16 protein-coding genes and 3 tRNA genes are annotated in these 16,105 nt (G+C 74.7%); 16 read left to right on the plus strand and 3 right to left on the minus strand.

The genetic code is table 11. The annotated features are described in order from the left end of the window. Nucleotides 1-232 precede the first annotated feature (232 nt). The 5 genes from LG943_RS01885 (at nucleotide 233) to LG943_RS01905 (ending at nucleotide 3,178) form a co-directional block, all read left to right on the plus strand. Nucleotides 233-1,033: a fumarylacetoacetate hydrolase family protein gene (locus LG943_RS01885; protein WP_270070380.1), complete on the plus strand. Its 801-nt coding sequence runs from the start codon at nucleotides 233-235 to the stop codon at nucleotides 1,031-1,033. An 87-nt stretch (nucleotides 1,034-1,120) separates the two neighbouring features. Next, nucleotides 1,121-2,578, plus strand: coding sequence for a glutamate--tRNA ligase (gltX, locus tag LG943_RS01890; protein WP_270070381.1), 1,458 nt, complete (start codon nucleotides 1,121-1,123; stop codon nucleotides 2,576-2,578). A 170-nt stretch (nucleotides 2,579-2,748) separates the two neighbouring features. Next, nucleotides 2,749-2,823 (plus strand) — tRNA-Gln (locus LG943_RS01895). A 67-nt stretch (nucleotides 2,824-2,890) separates the two neighbouring features. Then, nucleotides 2,891-2,963 (plus strand) — tRNA-Glu (locus LG943_RS01900). A gap of 139 nt (nucleotides 2,964-3,102) precedes the next feature. Beyond that, a tRNA-Glu gene (locus LG943_RS01905) sits at nucleotides 3,103-3,178 on the plus strand. A 50-nt stretch (nucleotides 3,179-3,228) separates the two neighbouring features. Here the strand turns inward: LG943_RS01905 and LG943_RS01910 are convergent. Then, the gene (locus LG943_RS01910; protein ID WP_270070382.1) at nucleotides 3,229-3,903 is read right to left on the minus strand and encodes a MerR family transcriptional regulator; all 675 of its coding nucleotides are present in this window, start codon (nucleotides 3,901-3,903) and stop codon (nucleotides 3,229-3,231) included. A 122-nt stretch (nucleotides 3,904-4,025) separates the two neighbouring features. Between LG943_RS01910 and LG943_RS01915 the strand changes: the two genes are divergently transcribed. The 3 genes from LG943_RS01915 to LG943_RS01925 all read left to right on the plus strand — a co-directional run bounded on the left by LG943_RS01915 (nucleotide 4,026) and on the right by LG943_RS01925 (nucleotide 6,740). Beyond that, nucleotides 4,026-4,571, plus strand: coding sequence for a DUF4188 domain-containing protein (locus tag LG943_RS01915; protein WP_270070383.1), 546 nt, complete (start codon nucleotides 4,026-4,028; stop codon nucleotides 4,569-4,571). Continuing rightward, nucleotides 4,568-5,389, plus strand: coding sequence for an SGNH/GDSL hydrolase family protein (locus LG943_RS01920; protein WP_270070384.1), 822 nt, complete (start codon nucleotides 4,568-4,570; stop codon nucleotides 5,387-5,389). The genes LG943_RS01915 and LG943_RS01920 overlap by 4 nt, the downstream gene beginning before the upstream one ends. A 151-nt stretch (nucleotides 5,390-5,540) precedes the next feature. After that, on the plus strand, nucleotides 5,541-6,740 hold the full coding sequence (locus LG943_RS01925; protein WP_270070385.1) for a PQQ-dependent sugar dehydrogenase: 1,200 nt from the start codon (nucleotides 5,541-5,543) through the stop codon (nucleotides 6,738-6,740). A 90-nt stretch (nucleotides 6,741-6,830) separates the two neighbouring features. On the opposite strand, the gene LG943_RS01930 is transcribed toward LG943_RS01925, so the two are convergent. Then, nucleotides 6,831-7,520 carry an IclR family transcriptional regulator gene (locus tag LG943_RS01930; protein ID WP_270070544.1) on the minus strand — a complete coding sequence of 230 codons (690 nt, stop codon included), beginning with the start codon at nucleotides 7,518-7,520 and terminating at the stop codon, nucleotides 6,831-6,833. A 214-nt stretch (nucleotides 7,521-7,734) separates the two neighbouring features. On the opposite strand from LG943_RS01930, the gene leuC reads away from it, so the two are divergent. From leuC to LG943_RS01945, 4 genes are all read left to right on the plus strand, one after another. Next, on the plus strand, nucleotides 7,735-9,132 hold the full coding sequence (gene leuC, locus LG943_RS01935; protein WP_270070386.1) for a 3-isopropylmalate dehydratase large subunit: 1,398 nt from the start codon (nucleotides 7,735-7,737) through the stop codon (nucleotides 9,130-9,132). 38 nt (nucleotides 9,133-9,170) lie between these two features. Further along, on the plus strand, nucleotides 9,171-9,761 hold the full coding sequence (leuD, locus tag LG943_RS01940; RefSeq protein ID WP_270070387.1) for a 3-isopropylmalate dehydratase small subunit: 591 nt from the start codon (nucleotides 9,171-9,173) through the stop codon (nucleotides 9,759-9,761). After that, nucleotides 9,740-9,979, plus strand: coding sequence for an SCO5555 family protein (locus LG943_RS27810; protein ID WP_449337973.1), 240 nt, complete (start codon nucleotides 9,740-9,742; stop codon nucleotides 9,977-9,979). Before leuD ends, LG943_RS27810 begins: the two co-directional genes overlap by 22 nt. A gap of 78 nt (nucleotides 9,980-10,057) precedes the next feature. After that, entirely contained in the window at nucleotides 10,058-10,339 is a 282-nt protein-coding gene (locus LG943_RS01945; RefSeq protein ID WP_179767216.1) for an HU family DNA-binding protein, read from the plus strand. A 146-nt stretch (nucleotides 10,340-10,485) separates the two neighbouring features. Here the strand turns inward: LG943_RS01945 and cofC are convergent, their stop codons facing one another. Further along, entirely contained in the window at nucleotides 10,486-11,133 is a 648-nt protein-coding gene (cofC, locus tag LG943_RS01950) for a 2-phospho-L-lactate guanylyltransferase (RefSeq protein WP_270070388.1), read from the minus strand. A gap of 355 nt (nucleotides 11,134-11,488) precedes the next feature. Between cofC and LG943_RS01955 the strand changes: the two genes are divergently transcribed. From LG943_RS01955 to LG943_RS01970, 4 genes are all read left to right on the plus strand, one after another. Continuing rightward, a complete protein-coding gene (locus LG943_RS01955; RefSeq protein WP_270070389.1) occupies nucleotides 11,489-12,406 on the plus strand; it encodes a lysophospholipid acyltransferase family protein in 918 nt (305 codons plus the stop codon). Nucleotides 12,407-12,447: 41 nt separating this feature from the next. Beyond that, the gene (locus LG943_RS01960; protein ID WP_270070545.1) at nucleotides 12,448-13,440 is read left to right on the plus strand and encodes an NAD(P)H-dependent glycerol-3-phosphate dehydrogenase; all 993 of its coding nucleotides are present in this window, start codon (nucleotides 12,448-12,450) and stop codon (nucleotides 13,438-13,440) included. A 61-nt stretch (nucleotides 13,441-13,501) separates the two neighbouring features. Continuing rightward, nucleotides 13,502-14,761, plus strand: coding sequence for a trans-sulfuration enzyme family protein (locus LG943_RS01965; RefSeq protein ID WP_270070390.1), 1,260 nt, complete (start codon nucleotides 13,502-13,504; stop codon nucleotides 14,759-14,761). Between the two features lie 133 nt (nucleotides 14,762-14,894). Further along, nucleotides 14,895-16,010, plus strand: a complete 1,116-nt coding sequence (locus LG943_RS01970; protein ID WP_270070391.1) for a D-alanine--D-alanine ligase family protein — start codon at nucleotides 14,895-14,897, stop codon at nucleotides 16,008-16,010. Nucleotides 16,011-16,105: the final 95 nt, after the last annotated feature.

Genomic DNA, 16,105 nt, shown 5'->3' on the forward strand with positions numbered 1-16,105 from the left:
CGGCGATGATCCGGAACGCCCACAGCATCGCAGAAACGGAAAGCATCCGGTGCACCTTCCAGTGTGTCCGAAACATGCGTGCCGTCACGGGCTGTCCCGATCCGGGCCGCCGGGTCGGCCGGGTCGCGCGGCCGGGAGGCCCCGGGAGCAGGGGCGGAGCCACCGGCCCCGCCCCCGGCTCGGTACGCTGGTCGGCGGAGCACCACCGGCGAGGAACAGGCAGGCTGTAGACGTGCGCATCGCGAGATTCTCCGTCAACGACGAGGTCGGCTACGGTCTGGTCGACACCGACCAGGACAGCGGCCAGGACTACGTCTCCCGGATCAGCGGGCACCCCCTGATGGGCGACTTCCAGTTGACCGGCGAACGCGCCAAGGTCGAGGACGTCCGGCTGCTCTCGCCCGTGCTGCCCAGCAAGGTGGTGTGCATCGGCAAGAACTACGCCGACCACGTCGCCGAGATGAGCGGCATCACCGGCGCGAGCACCGACGAACCCGTGGTGTTCCTCAAGCCCTCCACCTCGGTGGCCGGACCCGGCGACCCCGTCTTCTACCCGCCGGTCTCCCAGCGCGTGGACTTCGAGGGCGAACTGGCGATCGTGATCTCCCGGCCCTGCCGCGAGGTCCCGCGCGAGCGCGCCAAGGACGTCATCTTCGGCTACACGGTGGCCAACGACGTCACCGCCCGCGACCTCCAGCAGACCGACAAGCAGTGGACCCGCGCCAAGGGCTTCGACTCCTTCTGCCCGATCGGCCCCTGGATCGAGACCGGGCTGTCGCTGGAGGAGGCCGGCGACCTCCGCCTCACCACCACGGTCGACGGCGAGGTCCGCCAGGACGGCCGCACCTCGCAGTTCATCCACGACATCCCCGCCGTGATCTCCTACGTCACCTCGTTCATGACCCTGCTGCCCGGCGACGTCCTGCTCACCGGCACCCCCGCCGGGGTCGGCCCGGTCACCACGGGTCAGGAGATCACCGTGACCGTCGAGAAGGTCGGCTCCCTGACCAACCGCGTCGTGCCCCGCGACTGAGCCCGCCGCCCGCCGCCGGCCGGCCCCGTCGACCGCCCCCGCGCGGGCCGGGACCGGCCCCCGGCGTGCGCCGATAGGCTTGGGCGTGTGACTGAGACTCCGATCCGCGTGCGCTTCGCGCCGTCTCCCACTGGCATGTTCCACGTCGGCGGCGCGCGGTCCGCGCTCTTCAACTGGGCACTGGCCCTCCAGCAGGCCGACGGCAGGTTCGTGCTGCGCATCGAGGACACCGACGCCGCGCGCAACCGGCCGGAGTGGACCGAGGGAATCATCCGCGCGCTGGCGTGGCTGGGGATCAGCGCCGACGACCCGCACTTCGAGGGGCCGTACTTCCAGTCGGCCTACGCCGGCAAGCACCGCGAGACCGCCGAGCGGCTCTACAAGGACGGCCGGGCCTACTACTGCGACTGCACGCGCGAGCAGGTGCAGGAGCGGCGCGGCAACCCCCACCTGGGCTACGACGGCTTCTGCCGCGACCGCGGGCTGGAGCCCGGCCCGGGGCGGGCGCTGCGGTTCCGCGTGCCCGAGGGCGGGCCCACCGTGGTCGACGACCGGATCCGGGGCCGGGTGGAGTTCGAGCACAGCGCCATCGAGGACTTCGTGATCGCCCGCGCCGACGGCTCGCCGCTGTTCGTGCTGGCCAACGTGGTCGACGACGTCGAGATGGGCGTCAACACGGTCGTGCGCGGCGAGGAGCACCTGTCCAACGCGCCCAAGCAGCAGTTGCTGTGGGAGGCGCTGGGCCGCCCCGCGCCGGTGTGGGCGCACCTCCCGGTGATCGTCAACGAGAAGCGGCAGAAGCTGTCCAAGCGCCGCGACAAGGTCGCCCTGGAGTCCTACCAGGACGAGGGCTTTCTGGCCGAGGCCATGGTGAACTACCTCATGCTGCTGGGGTGGGGGCCGGGCGAGGACCGCGAGATCATGCCGTTCGCGGACATGGTCCCGCTGTTCCGGCTGGAGGACGTCAACAGCTCCAGCGCCTTCTTCGACGAGAAGAAGCTGCGCGCCTTCAACGGCGAGTACATCCGGGCGCTGGACACCGACGCGTTCGTGGAGCGCTGCCGCCCCTGGCTGACCGGGGAGTCCGCGCCCTGGCCGGCCGCGAACTACGACGAGTCCGCGCTGCGCGCCGTGGCGCCGCTGGCGCAGAGCCGGGTGGCCGTGCTCGGCGAGATCGTGCCCAACGTCGACTTCCTGTTCCTGGACGAGCCCGCCGAGGACGACAGGAGCTGGGCCAAGGCCATGAAGCCCGACACCGCCGTGCCGATGCTGGAGGCCGCCCTGGAGCGGCTGGCCGACCCGTCACTGGCGTGGGCGGCCGAGCCCGTCAAGGCCGAGGTCGAGGCCGCCGGCGCGGCGCTGGGGCTCAAGCTGGGCAAGGCGCAGGCGCCGGTGCGGGTGGCCGTCACCGGTCGCACGGTGGGGCTGCCGCTGTTTGAGTCGCTGGAGGTGCTGGGGCGCGAGCGCACCCTGCGCCGCCTGGAGGCCGCCCTCGCGCGGCTGCGCGCCGAGGCCACCGGCGCACCGGACTCCGCCGAGGGCTGAGCGGCCGGGACGCGGGCGGTGCGCGGCACCGCCCGCCCGGCCCCCGGGCCGCCGGCGGGTGGCCGCCGGGTTATCGGTTCGCGAGCACTCCGGATGTCCGCTAAAGTAATGCCTGCGCCGAGGGGGAGCGGGACCGGCGAACGGAACTCCCCGACTCCCTCCGAAAGCACTGGGGTATGGTGTAATCGGCAGCACGACTGATTCTGGTTCAGTTAGTCTAGGTTCGAGTCCTGGTACCCCAGCCATGGCCTTCCGTCGCGAAGGCCAGTTACGAGTCGGCCATCGGCTCGATCGCCCAGGCGATCACAACCGGCCCCCGTCGTCTAGTGGCCTAGGACGCCGCCCTCTCAAGGCGGTAACGGCGGTTCGAATCCGCTCGGGGGTACGCAGCAGGACCGCACCAGGTGAAGAGGCTTCCGCTTCGCGCGGGGGCTTTTTTGCTGGGCGGGTGCGGCGCTCGGCCGCCGCCGCGCACGCGGCCCGACCACCCGGTTCGGTCCGATAAAGTAGGACCCGCTGCACACGCCCCCGTCGTCTAGTGGCCTAGGACGCCGCCCTCTCAAGGCGGTAACGGCGGTTCGAATCCGCTCGGGGGTACCACACTGACACGCGCATCAGGCCCTCATCCGCACCGGTGAGGGCCGTTGCCGTTACCGGGGCTCCGTGCCCGGTTCCCGGCCCTGCGCGCCCGGCGCCGCCGCGCCGAACCTCGCGGCCGACACGTCCTCCTGCGCCAGTCGGCGCAGCGCCCCCAGCGACTGCTCCATCAGCGCCGACAGGCTCACGGCGTAGAGCAGCGCCTCCTCGCGCGGCGCCTCGGGGTCGATGCACGCCACGTCCAGGCGCGCCGCCTGGTGCGCGGCCGCCGCGTAGCCCCGCAGCATCTCGGGAGTGGCCGGGCGGCCCAGCGCCTGCATGGCCGCCAGCGCCTGCGTCAACTGGGCGCGCGCGGGCGAGCCCGGGGTGATGCGCCAGGCCAGCTCGGCCAGCAGTTCTGCGGTCTGGTCGGCGGCGCGGTCCCAGTCGGGGTCGCCGGGGCGGTCCTCAGGGGCGGGGCTCATGGCGAAGATCGCGGTGCCCAGCACCGTGTGCAGGTCCAGGCCGGGGTCGTCCAGCGCGGCCAGCACGGCGCGGATGCGGGCCAGCGGCACCTCGGCGACCTCCACCAGGGCGCGCACCAGCCGGAGGCGGTGCAGGTGGGCCTCGGAGTAGTCGGCCTGCGTGGTGGAGACCGCCTCGCCCTTGGGCAGCAGGTCCTCCCGCAGGTAGTACTTGATGGTCGCCACCGGCACCCCGCTGCGCCGGCTCAGTTCCGAAATCCGCACCGGATGAGAACCCCCTTGCCTTCCTCTGTTGGAGAGTACTACTCTCCAAGCTGGAGAGTGAAACTATCCAACGGGGTCCGCCCGCGCCGCCGGCCGGACCGGTGACGCTAAGGACGGACCGCATGCCCCAAACCCAGGTGGTGCGCACCACCACCGAGCCCCGCGAGAGCCTGACCGTCTTCCTCCTCGGCGTGCGGGTCAACGCGCTGCTGCGCCCGCGCCGCTGGATGTGGGTCAACGCCGCCTTCGTCAGGATGGACGCCGAACTCCGGTCCGACCCCGCCCTGGGCCTGCTCCACTCGCGCGTCCTGCCCTCGGCGCGCGGCGTCACCGTCGTGCAGTACTGGGAGAGCACGCGGGCGCTGCTGGACTACGCCCGCCGGCCCCTGCACAGCGCCGCCTGGCAGCGCTACCTGCGCGAGGGCGGCGCGGGGGCCGGCGTGTGGCACGAGACCTACGAGGTCGGCGCGCCCCAGTCGGAGGGCGCGGCGCACGCCGGCTACGAAGCCGTCTACCTCAACATGCCCGCCCACGGCCTGGGCCGGGCGCTGGGCACGGTCCCGATCGACCGCGGCACCCGCCGCGCCCTCGACCGGCTGGCCCGCCGCCGCGCGCGGGGCGCGGCCGCCCCCGCTGCGCCCGCCTCGGCGGCGGACGGCACCCGGTGAGGACCGCGCTGCTCACCGCGGCCCAGGCACTGGTCTGGGCCGCCGCCCCGGTGCTGCTGGTGCAGGGCCGCCGGGTGCGCCGCACCGCGCTCACCCTGCCCCCGGCGCGGGGCACCCGCGGCACCGCGCCCGCCGCCCCCGCCGGGTCCGCCGGCCCCGCCCCGGCCTCCCCGCCCCTGCGGCTGCTGGTGCTGGGCGACTCCTCGGCCGCCGGCGTGGGCGTGGCGTCCCTGGCCGAGGGCGTGCCCGGGCGGACGGCCGCCGAACTGGCCGCCGCCACCGGCCGGGCCGTGGAGTGGCGCGCCACCGCCCGCTCGGGGGCCGACGCCGCGCGGGTGGCCGGCCCGCTGCTGGCGGCCGCCGCCGAGGAGGCCGGCACCTCCTGGCGGCCCGACCTCGTGCTGGTGGTCGTGGGCGTCAACGACGTCACCCGGATGACCTCCGGGCGGGCCTTCGCCCGCACCGCCGCCGCCATCGCCGCCGGGGCGCGCGCCCACTGGCCGGGCGCGGCCGTGCTGTTCAGCGCGGTGCCGCCGCTGGACCTCTTCCCGGCGCTGCCGTGGCCGCTGCGCCCGCTGCTGGGCCTGCGCTCGCGCCACCTCGACGCCCGGCTGCGGGCGGTGGCGGCCCGGGTCCCGGGCGCCGGCCACGCGGCGTTCCCGCGCGCGGCCCTGAGCGGGGCGGGCGTGTTCGCCGCCGACGGGTTCCACCCCGGCGCCGAGGGCTACCGGCGCTGGGCCGTCCACCTGGCGGCCAGGTTGCGGAATTCGCTCGACACCTCCGGCCGCGCGACCGATTCTGTCACCAGGCCGCTCTAGTGTTCCGGTGTGTGCGGACGGGACGCCACCGGAGCGGGTGGCGGACCGCCCCACCGGGGTCCGCCCGCCAGGACGGGGCGGGCGGCCCCCCTCTCCGCCCGCCGCCTTCGCGCACGTTCGGCCGCGCCCCGCAGCGGGCATGCCCCCACCCATGGACCCTTCCCAGCCCGGGCGCCGCCCCGCACACCGTGCCACCGGCGCATTCGCGCTGACGACCCTCCTGGCGGCCGTGCTGGCGGCGGGCTGCGGCGGCGCGCCCGGCGGCTCCGAGCAGGGCTCGGGCACCACCGCGTCCGACACCCCCGGCGGCGGGTCCACCGGCCCCACCGGCCGCCTGGTGCCCCCGGGCGAGCCTGAGACCGTGGCCACCGGCCTGGAGGTCCCCTGGGGGATCGCCGCGCTGCCCTCGGGCGGGGCGCTGGCCACCGAGCGCGACTCCGGCCGCGTCATCCGCGTCGCCGACGACGGCCGCGTCAGCGAGGTCGGCACCGTGGCGGGGGTGCGCCCCCGGGGCGAGGGCGGGCTGCTGGGCATCGCGCTGGACCCCTACGGCGAGCGGCCCGAGAAGGTCTACGTCTACTACACCGCCCGCTCCGACAACCGCATCGCCCGCATCGACCTGGAGTGGGGGCGGGACGGCGACCTCGCGCTGGGGGAGTCGCGGGTGCTGGTCAAGGGCATCCCCGCCGCCGACCACCACAACGGCGGGCAGTTGGCGTTCGGGCCCGACGGGCTGCTCTACGCCGCCACGGGCGACGCCGGCCGGGAGTCCCGCGCCCAGGACACCGGCGACCTCGGCGGCAAGATCCTGCGCATGACGCCCGACGGCCGCCCCGCCGACGGCAACCCGTTCGACAACCTCGTCTACAGCTACGGCCACCGCAACGTGCAGGGCCTGGCCTGGGGGCCCGAGGACGTGCTGTTCGCGACCGAGTTCGGCCAGGACACCTACGATGAGGTCAACGTGATCGAGGCCGGCGGCAACTACGGCTGGCCCGAGGTCGAGGGCGTGGGCGGCCCCGACGCCCCTGACGACCTCGTGGACCCGGTCGTCACCTGGACCACCGAGGAGTCCTCGCCCAGCGGCGCGGCCGTGGCCGGCGGCTCGCTGTGGGTGGCGGCGCTGCGCGGCGAGCGGCTGTGGCGCATGCCCCTCACCGGCCAGGCCGACACCCCGCTGGGCGAGCCCGAGGCGCTGTTCACCGGGGAGTACGGCCGGCTGCGGGCCGTGGTGCCGGCTCCCGGCGGGGCAGGCCTGTGGGCGGCCACCAGCAACCGCGACGGCCGGGGCGACCCGGCCGCCGACGACGACCGCGTGCTGCGGGTGCCGCTGGAGGAGGACGGCGGCTGAGCGGCCCGCCGGCCCGCGCGGCGCCCGGCGGGGCCGCCCCCGGGGCGCCGGGGCCTCCACGGGGGCCTACACGAGGGCCTACATGAGGGGCTACACCGCGGCCGGCTCCTGGGTGTGCAGCGCCTCGTTGATCTTCTCGGCCGCCGAGGTGACCGCCTGGGCGTGCAGCCGCCCCGGCGTGCGGGTGAGCCGCTCGATGGGCCCCGACACCGAGATGGCCGCGATCACCCGGCCGCCCGGCCCCACGATCGGCGCCGACACCGAGGCCACGCCCTGCTCGCGCTCGCCGACGCTCTGCGCCCAGCGGCGGCGCCGCACCGACTGGATCGCGTTCTCGTTGAAGCGGGCGGCGGCCAGCAGCCGCCGCACCCGCGCGGGGTCCTCCCAGGCCAGCAGCACCTGGGCGGCCGAGCCGGCGGTCATGGGGAGTTCGCTGCCCACCGGCACGGTGTCGCGCAGCCCGCTGGTGCGCTCGGCGGCGGCCACGCACACCCGGGAGTCGCCCTGGCGGCGGTAGAGCTGGGCGCTCTCGCCGGTGAGGTCGCGGAGCTGGGCCAGCACCGGGGTGGCGACGGCCAGCAGCCGGTCCTCGCCCGTGGCGATGGACAGTTCGCCCAGCCGGGGACCGAGCACGAACCGGCCCTGGGGGTCGCGCGTGACCATGCGGTGGCGCTCCAGGGCCACGGCGAGGCGGTGGGCGGTGGGACGGGCCAGACCGGTGATGCGCACGAGCTGGGCGAGGGTGGCGGGCCCCGATTCCAGGGCGTCGAGCACCGACATGGTCTTGTCGAGCACACCGACGCCGCTGGATGAGCTAGAGTTGTCCATGGCTTGATATTGCCGTCTCGCTATTTGGAATGCAAGTCGCCCGGCCCGCGCGCTCCGCGGCGCTCACCAGGCCGGGCGCGCGTGGTCGCCGCGGCGGGGCCGATCACATGCACGGCGGCGACCAGCCTTCCCCAGCAGTTTCACAACACGCGAGGAGACGTGGCACATGGCTCGCACGATGGCCGAGAAGGTCTGGGAGGAGCACGTCGTCCGACGTGCCGAGGGCGAACCCGACCTGCTCTACATCGACCTGCACCTCGTCCACGAGGTCACCAGCCCGCAGGCGTTCGAGGGGCTCCGACTGGCCGGGCGCCCCGTGCGCCGCCCGGACCTGACCATCGCCACCGAGGACCACAACGTCCCCACCGAGAACATCCTCGGCCCCATCGCCGACAAGGTCTCGCGCACCCAGATCGAGACCCTGCGCAAGAACGCCTCCGACTTCGGCGTGCGGCTGTTCCCCATGGGCGACATCGACCAGGGCATCGTCCACGTGGTGGGCCCGCAGCTCGGCCTGACCCAGCCGGGCATGACCGTGGTCTGCGGCGACAGCCACACCAGCACCCACGGCGCGTTCGGCGCGCTGGCGTTCGGGATCGGCACCAGCCAGGTCGAGCACGTGCTGGCCACCCAGACCCTGCCGATGGCGCCGTTCAAGACCATGGCGGTCACCGTCAACGGCTCGCTGCCCGAGGGCGTCACGGCCAAGGACATCATCCTCGCCGTCATCGCGCGCATCGGCACCGGCGGCGGCCAGGGCTACGTCATCGAGTACCGCGGCCAGGCCATCCGGGAGCTGTCCATGGAGGCCCGGATGACCATTTGCAACATGTCGATCGAGGCCGGCGCCCGCGCGGGCATGATCGCGCCCGACGACACCACCTTCGACTACATCAAGGGCCGCCCCCACGCCCCCCAGGGCGCCGACTGGGACGCCGCGGTGGCCCACTGGCGCGGGCTGCGCACCGACGACGACGCGGTCTTCGACACCGAGGTCGTGCTCGACGCCGACCGGTTGAGCCCGTTCGTCACCTGGGGCACCAACCCCGGCCAGGGCGCGCCGCTGGACTCCGCGGTGCCCGACCCCGCGTCCTTCGCCGACCCCACCGAGCGCGCCGCCGCCGAGAAGGCGCTGGCCTACATGGACCTCGCGCCGGGCACCCCGCTGCGCGAGGTCCGGGTCGACACCGTGTTCCTGGGCTCGTGCACCAACGGCCGCATCGAGGACCTGCGCGCCGCCGCCGAGGTCATCAAGGGCCGCAAGGTCGCCGACAACGTCCGGATGCTGGTGGTGCCGGGCTCCATGCGGGTCAAGGAGCAGGCCAACGCCGAGGGCCTGGGCGAGGTGTTCACCGCCGCCGGTGCCGAGTGGCGCGAGGCCGGCTGCTCCATGTGCCTGGGCATGAACCCCGACCAGCTCAAGCCGGGCGAGCGCAGCGCCTCCACCTCCAACCGCAACTTCGAGGGCCGCCAGGGCAAGGGCGGGCGCACCCACCTGGTGTCGCCGCTGGTCGCCGCCGCCACGGCCGTGCGCGGCACCCTGTCCTCGCCCGCCGACCTGTAGCCCGCGCCGCACGCAGACACAAGGGACTGATAGCCGACATGGAGAAGTTCACCGTCCACACCGGCAGCGCCGTGCCGCTGCGCTACAGCAACGTGGACACCGACCAGATCATCCCCGCCGTCTACCTCAAGCGGGTGGCCCGCACCGGGTTCGAGGACGGCCTGTTCGCGGCCTGGCGCGCCAACGACCCGGAGTTCGTGCTGAACAAGCCGGAGTACGCCGGCGCGAGCGTGCTGGTGGCCGGCCCCGACTTCGGCACCGGGTCCTCGCGCGAGCACGCGGTCTGGGCGCTCCAGGACTACGGGTTCAAGGCCGTGATCGCGCCGCGCTTCGGCGACATCTTCCGCGGCAACTCGCTCAAGGGCGGGCTGCTGACCGTGGTGGTGCCCCAGGAGGTGGTGGAGCGGCTGTGGGCGGCGGTCGAGGCCGACCCCGCCACCCAGGTGACCGTGGACCTGGTCGAGCGCGAGGTGCGGGCGCCCGGGATCGCGCAGCCGTTCGAACTGGACGACTACACCCGGTGGCGGCTGATGGAGGGGCTGGACGACATCGCCCTCACGCTGCGCCACACCGACGACATCGACGCCTACGAGAAGCGGCGCCACGCATGGCTTCCGGTCACCCAGTAGAACCGGATTCCGCAGAATTTTACCTTGACTTGGCGCGGCGGCTGCGGGAAGCGCACCGCCGCGCCAACGCACTGCCCGACGGTGTCCGGATTCCGGTTATACGTAGGCTTTTGACGGTCACGGAGGCGGTCAAAAGGGATCCGGTGCGCGCCTCCGCGCGGCTCGACGCGATGCTCCAGGAGCTTGCTCAGCAGGCCGAAGACCCCCCGACACGCTGAATTCACGGGCGTTTGTGTTTGTGTCGGAGGCCGGGTGTCCCCTAATTTCGTGCGAGCAAGGGGGAACCGGAGGAACCAATGAACAAGCGTGACCTGATCGACGCCATCTCTGAACGTATGGGCGACCGAAAGACCGCCACCGAAGCCGTGAACGCGGTGCTGGAGACGATCCAGAAGACCGTGGCCTCGGGCGACAAGGTCGCCATCACGGGGTTCGGCGTCTTCGAGAAGTCCGAGCGCGCCGCTCGCGAGGCCCGCAACCCCGCCACCGGGGCGACCATCAACGTCCCGGCGAGCTTCGTTCCGAAGTTCCGCCCCGGGGCCGACTTCAAGGCCCTGGTGAACGGCGAGAAGAAGTAGTCCCGCGACGGCCGCGCGCCGTCGGCGCCCGGGTCCCCCGAGAGGACCCGGGCGCCGCGGTGTTCGCGGAGCCCTCCGCCGATCACCGGGGCGCCGCCCGCCGGGTCCGCCCGCCGGTCCGCGCGCGGACCGGCAGGGGGCCGCCCTCACCAGGCGGTGCGCGCCAGCAGCTTGGCCGTGTGCGGCCCCACGCCCAGCGCGGCGGCCTCCCGCAGGTCCTCAGGGGTGTCCACGTCGCGGCGCACGCTGGGCGCCCGCGAGCCGTCGAGTTCGACCGCCCCGGCCGCGCGGTGGCGCGCGCGCGAGGCGCCCTCGAACGCCGGGGCGAACACCGCGCCGGGCCGCGCCGCATACAGCGTGGTGCCCACCCCCGGGGCGTCGGGCAGGAACGCCACCGGGTGCCCGGCGGCGGCGTCGAGCACCCGCTCCAGTTCGCCGGCGCGCAGCGCGGGCAGGTCCGCCGACAGCGCGGCCACGCCCCAGTTGGGGAACTCCCGCCGCGCGGCGGCGGCGCCGTGCACCAGCGCGGGGTTCAGCCCGGTGCCGGGCTCGCCGCGCACCACGCGCGCGCCCAGGCCGGCCAGCGCGGCGGCGGCGCGGTCGTCGTCGGTGACCGCGAACACCGCGCCCACGCGCGGGCAGGACACCGCCGCCATCACCGTGTCGCAGGCGACGGCCAGCGCGAGGTCGGCGCGGGCCGGCCCCGCCGCCTTCGCCAGGCGCGACTTGGCCGCGGCCAGCCGCTTCACCGGGACCACCAGCGACCAGCGGCGGTCATCATCCAACGGCGGCATCGCGCCCCTCCTCGACTCGCCGGACCGCCTGGTCACCGGCCCGCCCCCGCTCCGCCAGGCTATGCCGTCCGGGCCGCGCGCGGCGGGGCGCGGACCCGGGTGCGGGCGGGGCGCGCGGGCATGCGGCGGCCCCGCTGGGGGACACTGGTGCCAGGGCGTCCCCGCGCCGCCGCCCGCGCCCCCGCGAGCGCGGCGCCGCGAACGCTCAAATCGGGTCGGACATGGGCAATCGCCCCGTCCGCCTAGACTGGACCGGCCGCATGCGGCCACCCGAGGGACACGGCACGGCGCCGCGGCGCGCGCCGGCGGGTCCGGTGCGCCACATCGGCGACGCAGGGTCGAAACGGAGGAGCCCGTGGCTAAGCAGCGCGAAGTGCAGTGGGTCAAGACGGTCGTGGCCGCCATCGTCCGCCCCGTCCTCGGCCTGGTCACCCGGCCCGAGTGGCAGGGCACCGAGAACGTCCCCCGCGAGGGCGGGGTCATCATCGCCGCCAACCACCTGTCGATGGCCGACCCGCTGACCATCGCCCACTACCTCTACATCGGCGCCCGCCGCTGGCCCACCTTCACCGCCAAGGAGGGGGTGTTCCGCATCCCCCTGGTGGGCGCGGTGGCCCGCAGCACCGGCCAGATCCCGGTCAAGCGCGGCAGCACCGACGCCGTGAAGGCGCTGCACGAGGCCGAACTCGCGCTGACCCGCGACAACGCCTCGGTGATCTTCTACCCCGAGGGCACCTGCACCCGCGACCCCGACCTGTGGCCGATGACCGCCCGCACCGGCGTGGCCCGGCTGGCGCTGAGCACCGGCGTGCCGGTCGTGCCGCTGGCGCACTGGGGCGAGCAGCACCTGCTGCGCTACGGCACCGCCAAGCTGCGGCCGTTCCCGCGCAAGCGGGTGCAGATGGTCGCCGGCCCGCCGGTGGACCTGTCGGCCTACATGGGCAGGCCCATGACCGCGACGGTCCTCAAGGAGGCCACCGCCGAGATCATGCGCGCCATCACCGACCTCCAGGCCGGCCTGCGCGGCGAGGTCCCGCCCGCCGAGCCCTACGACATGCGCCGGGAGCGCCAGGGCGCCCACGGCGACCGGGACGCGGCGGGCGAGGCCGCCCCGGCGGCCCCCGAGGCGCCCGAGGTCCAGGCCGCCGACCCCGCCGGCGCGGCGCCCCCCGTCCCGGCCGACCCCCTCCCCGCCGACCCCGCCGCCGACCGGCCGGCCGCCGACGGCGCCCTCGACGGCACCGCCAACGGCGAGGGGACGACCCGCCGGTGAGCGCTGACACCCAGCCGGTCCGCGCGCCCAAGGTCGCGGTCATGGGCAGCGGCTCCTGGGGGACCGCCTTCGCCAACGTGGTCGCCGACGCCGGGGCCGCCGAGGTCGTGCTGTGCGGCCGGCGCGCCGCCGTGGCCGACGCCGTCAACGAGCGCCACGAAAACCCCGACTACTTCCCGGGCATCCCGCTCAACCCCGCGCTGACCGCCACGACCGACCCCGCCGCGGCGCTGCGCGGCGCCGACTTCGTGGTGCTCGCCGTGCCCTCCCAGACCCTGCGCGGCAACCTGGTGGCCTGGCGCGCCCACATCGCCCCCTCGGCGGTGGTCGTCAGCCTGATGAAGGGCATCGAACTGGGCACCTCGCTGCGCATGAGCGAGGTCGTCACCGACGTCCTGGCGGTCCCCGCCGAGCAGGTCGCGGTGGTCTCGGGCCCCAACCTCGCCCGCGAGATCGCCCAGCGCCAGCCCGCCACCGCCGTCATGGCCTGCCCGCACGAGCCCACGGCGGTGCGCCTCCAGCACATCTGCAAGTCCGCCTACTTCCGCCCCTACACCGCCACCGACCTGGTCGGGGTGGAGCTGGGCGGCGCGGTCAAGAACGTCATCGCGCTGGCGGTGGGCGTGGCCGTGGGCATGGGCTTCGGCGACAACGCCAAGGCGTCGCTGATCACCCGGGGGCTGGCCGAGACCGTGCGGCTGGCCGTGACCCTGGGCGCCGACGAGCACACCCTGGCGGGGCTGGCCGGCCTGGGCGACCTGGTGGCCACGTGCAGTTCGCCGCTGTCGCGCAACCGCACCTTCGGCGAGAAGCTCGGCCAGGGCATGACCCTGGAGGAGGTCGTGGCCGAGACCCGGCAGACCGCCGAGGGGGTCAAGTCCTCGGAGTCGGTGCTGGCCCTGGCCCGCGAGGCCGGGGTCGAGATGCCCATCACCGAGGCCGTGGTGGCGATGATGCACCACGACCTCTCCCCGGCCGAGGCGCTCGCCGCCTTCATGTCGCGCAGCGCCAAGCCCGAGCGCTACGGGGTCTAGGCCCCCGGGGGGCACGCCGCGCCGCACCGGCGCGGCCAGCGGAACGGAAAGACGCGCCACCATGCACGAGCAGGACCAGCAGAACCAGCGGGACCGGCAGCACCGGCAGGACGGGCGGCCCGGCGAGAACACCCGCGCCGTGCGGCTGCCCACCGGGCCGCCGCCCGCCGAGCGGCCGCTGCGCACGCCGGTGTACCGCACCACCACCTTCGAGTTCGCGACCTCGCGGGACTACGCCGACGTGCTGGCCGGGACCGTGCCGGGCTACTCCTACTCGCGCATCGACAACCCCACCTCCGACGCCTTCGCGCGGGCGGCGGCCGCCATGGAGGCCGGCGGGCGCGAGGTGCGCGGCGAGGCGTTCTCCTCGGGCATGGGCGCCATCAGCAGCGTGCTGCTGGGGCTGACCATGGCCGGCTCCCACGTGGTGGCCTCGCACTCCATCTACGGCAACACCTACTCGCTGCTGGACGGCCTGCTGCGGCGCTTCGGGGTGGCCGTGGACTTCGTGGACATCACCGACCTCGCCGCCGTGGCCGCCGCCGTGCGGCCCGAGACCGCCGTGGTGTTCACCGAGACCCTGTCCAACCCCACCATGACGGTGTCCGACCTGCCCGCGCTGGCCCGCATCGCCCACGACGCGGGCGCCGCGCTGGTGGTCGACTCCACCTTCGCCTCGCCGGCGGTGTGCCGGCCGCTGGAGCACGGCGCCGACATCGTCGTGCACTCGGCCACCAAGTACATCGGCGGGCACAGCGACGCCACGGGCGGCGTGGCCGTGGGCACACCCGAGGTGATGGCGCGGGTGCGCTCGGCGCGCGTGGACCTGGGGCCGTGCCTGGCCCCCGACGAGGCGTTCCTGCTGCACCGGGGCCTGGAGACCCTGCCGCTGCGCATGGCCCGCCAGTGCGCCACGGCCGCGGAGTTCGCCGCCGCCGTCGCCGCCCACCCCGCCGTGGAGAGCGTGGCCCACCCCAGCCTGCCCGGCCACCCCGGGCACGCGCTCGCCGCGCGGCTGTTCGACGCCGGGCGGTTCGGCGCGGTGGTGACCGTGACCCCGCGCGGCGGCCGCGAGGCGGGTATGGCGCTGGCCGACGGCGTGCGCACCGCCATGGTCGCGGCCTCGCTGGGCGGCACGCACACGCTCGTGGGCCACGTCGGCTCCACCACCCACCGCCAGATGAGCGACGAGGCGCTGGAGAAGGCCGGGATCGGACCGGGCGCGGTGCGGTTCTCCATCGGCCTGGAGGACGCGCGCGACCTGATCGGCGACGCGCTGGCGGCGTTGGACCGCTGCGGCGCCGGTCAGGCCGCAAGATGAGACGGGGCCGTCGGGCCACGGGACGACCGGGCGGCCCGCCAACCGGGCACCGGGACACGACCGGGGAACGAACGGCCGCAACCGGGACCAACCGGTTCCTGTTGGCAGATAGGGCGAGATAGGGTCGGGCAGCATGGCCGAGCAGCGTAAAATCCGGGTGGCCGTCGTCTTCGGCGGGCGCAGCACCGAGCACGAGATCTCCTGCGTCACCGCGGGCGGCGTCATCTCGGCGATCGACACCGACCGCTACGAGATCGTGCCCATCGGGATCACCCGCGCGGGCGAGTGGACCCTGTCCTCGGCCGAGCTGGAGCGGCTGGCGATCGTCGACGGCCGGCTCCCCGAGGTCGACGGCTCCGGCCCCCGCCTGGCCGTGCCCTTCAGCGGCGCCGCCGACCTCATGGTCCTCGCCGACGGCGAGGCGCCCCGGCCGCTGGGCGGCATCGACGTCGTCCTGCCGCTGCTGCACGGCCCCCTCGGCGAGGACGGCACCGTCCAGGGCCTCTTCGAGATGATGGACGTCCGCTACGCCGGCGCCGGGGTCTTCGCCAGCGCGGCGTCCATGGACAAGATCTTCATGAAGACCCTGTTCACCGGGCACGGCATCCCCACCGGCCGCTACGTGGCCGTGCCCGACCGCGCCTGGCGCGGCGAGCGCAAGCGGGTGCTGGACGACATCGCCGAACTCGGCGACACCCTGTTCGTCAAGCCCGCGCGCGGCGGCAGCAGCATGGGCATCACCCGGGTGGCCGACGCCGCCGACACCGACGCCGTGGTCGCCGCGATCGAGTCGGCGCGCGCGCACGACCCCAAGGTGATCGTCGAGGCGGCGGTGCCCGGCCGCGAGATCGAGTGCGGCGTACTGGAGTCACTCGACGGCGGCGCGCCCGAGACCTCGCTGCCCGCCGAGATCCACGTCGCCGAGGGCTTCGACTTCTACGACTTCCAGGCCAAGTACCTGTCCACCAGCACCCTGACGATCCCGGCCGACCTGCCCGCCGAGGTGGTCGCCGAGATCCGCCGCGAGGCAGCGCGCACGTTCGAGGCGCTGGGCTGCGAAGGGCTGGCGCGGGTGGACTTCTTCTACGGCGACGACGGCCGCGTCTACGTCAACGAGATCAACACGCTGCCCGGGTTCACCCCGTCCTCGGCGTTCCCGCAGATGTGGGCGGCCAGCGGGGTCGACTACCCCGCCCTGGTCGACCGCATCATCCAGACAGGCCTGCGCCGCGCGCCGGGCCTGCGCTGACCCCGGCGGGCCGGGCGCGGCCCCTCAGGCACGCGAAGAGGGCGGGAAGGCGGTTGCCCCGACGCACGTCCGCCTTCCCGCCCCGGTCGATCCCG

The organism is Streptomonospora mangrovi (genome assembly GCF_027604915.1).
Taxonomy (GTDB): domain Bacteria; phylum Actinomycetota; class Actinomycetes; order Streptosporangiales; family Streptosporangiaceae; genus Streptomonospora; species Streptomonospora mangrovi.

Bases quoted from the DNA above. Each gene is read 5' to 3' on its own strand.
- LG943_RS01915 (WP_270070383.1), top strand. From the start codon at position 4,026: ATGCCCCAAACCCAGGTGGTGCGCACCACCACCGAGCCCCGCGAGAGC.
- LG943_RS01925 (WP_270070385.1), top strand. From the start codon at position 5,541: ATGGACCCTTCCCAGCCCGGGCGCCGCCCCGCACACCGTGCCACCGGC.
- LG943_RS01930 (WP_270070544.1), bottom strand. From the start codon at position 7,520: ATGTCGGTGCTCGACGCCCTGGAATCGGGGCCCGCCACCCTCGCCCAG.
- leuC (WP_270070386.1), top strand. From the start codon at position 7,735: ATGGCTCGCACGATGGCCGAGAAGGTCTGGGAGGAGCACGTCGTCCGA.
- leuD (WP_270070387.1), top strand. From the start codon at position 9,171: ATGGAGAAGTTCACCGTCCACACCGGCAGCGCCGTGCCGCTGCGCTAC.
- LG943_RS27810 (WP_449337973.1), top strand. From the start codon at position 9,740: ATGGCTTCCGGTCACCCAGTAGAACCGGATTCCGCAGAATTTTACCTT.
- LG943_RS01945 (WP_179767216.1), top strand. From the start codon at position 10,058: ATGAACAAGCGTGACCTGATCGACGCCATCTCTGAACGTATGGGCGAC.
- cofC (WP_270070388.1), bottom strand. From the start codon at position 11,133: ATGCCGCCGTTGGATGATGACCGCCGCTGGTCGCTGGTGGTCCCGGTG.
- LG943_RS01960 (WP_270070545.1), top strand. From the start codon at position 12,448: ATGGGCAGCGGCTCCTGGGGGACCGCCTTCGCCAACGTGGTCGCCGAC.
- LG943_RS01965 (WP_270070390.1), top strand. From the start codon at position 13,502: ATGCACGAGCAGGACCAGCAGAACCAGCGGGACCGGCAGCACCGGCAG.
- LG943_RS01970 (WP_270070391.1), top strand. From the start codon at position 14,895: ATGGCCGAGCAGCGTAAAATCCGGGTGGCCGTCGTCTTCGGCGGGCGC.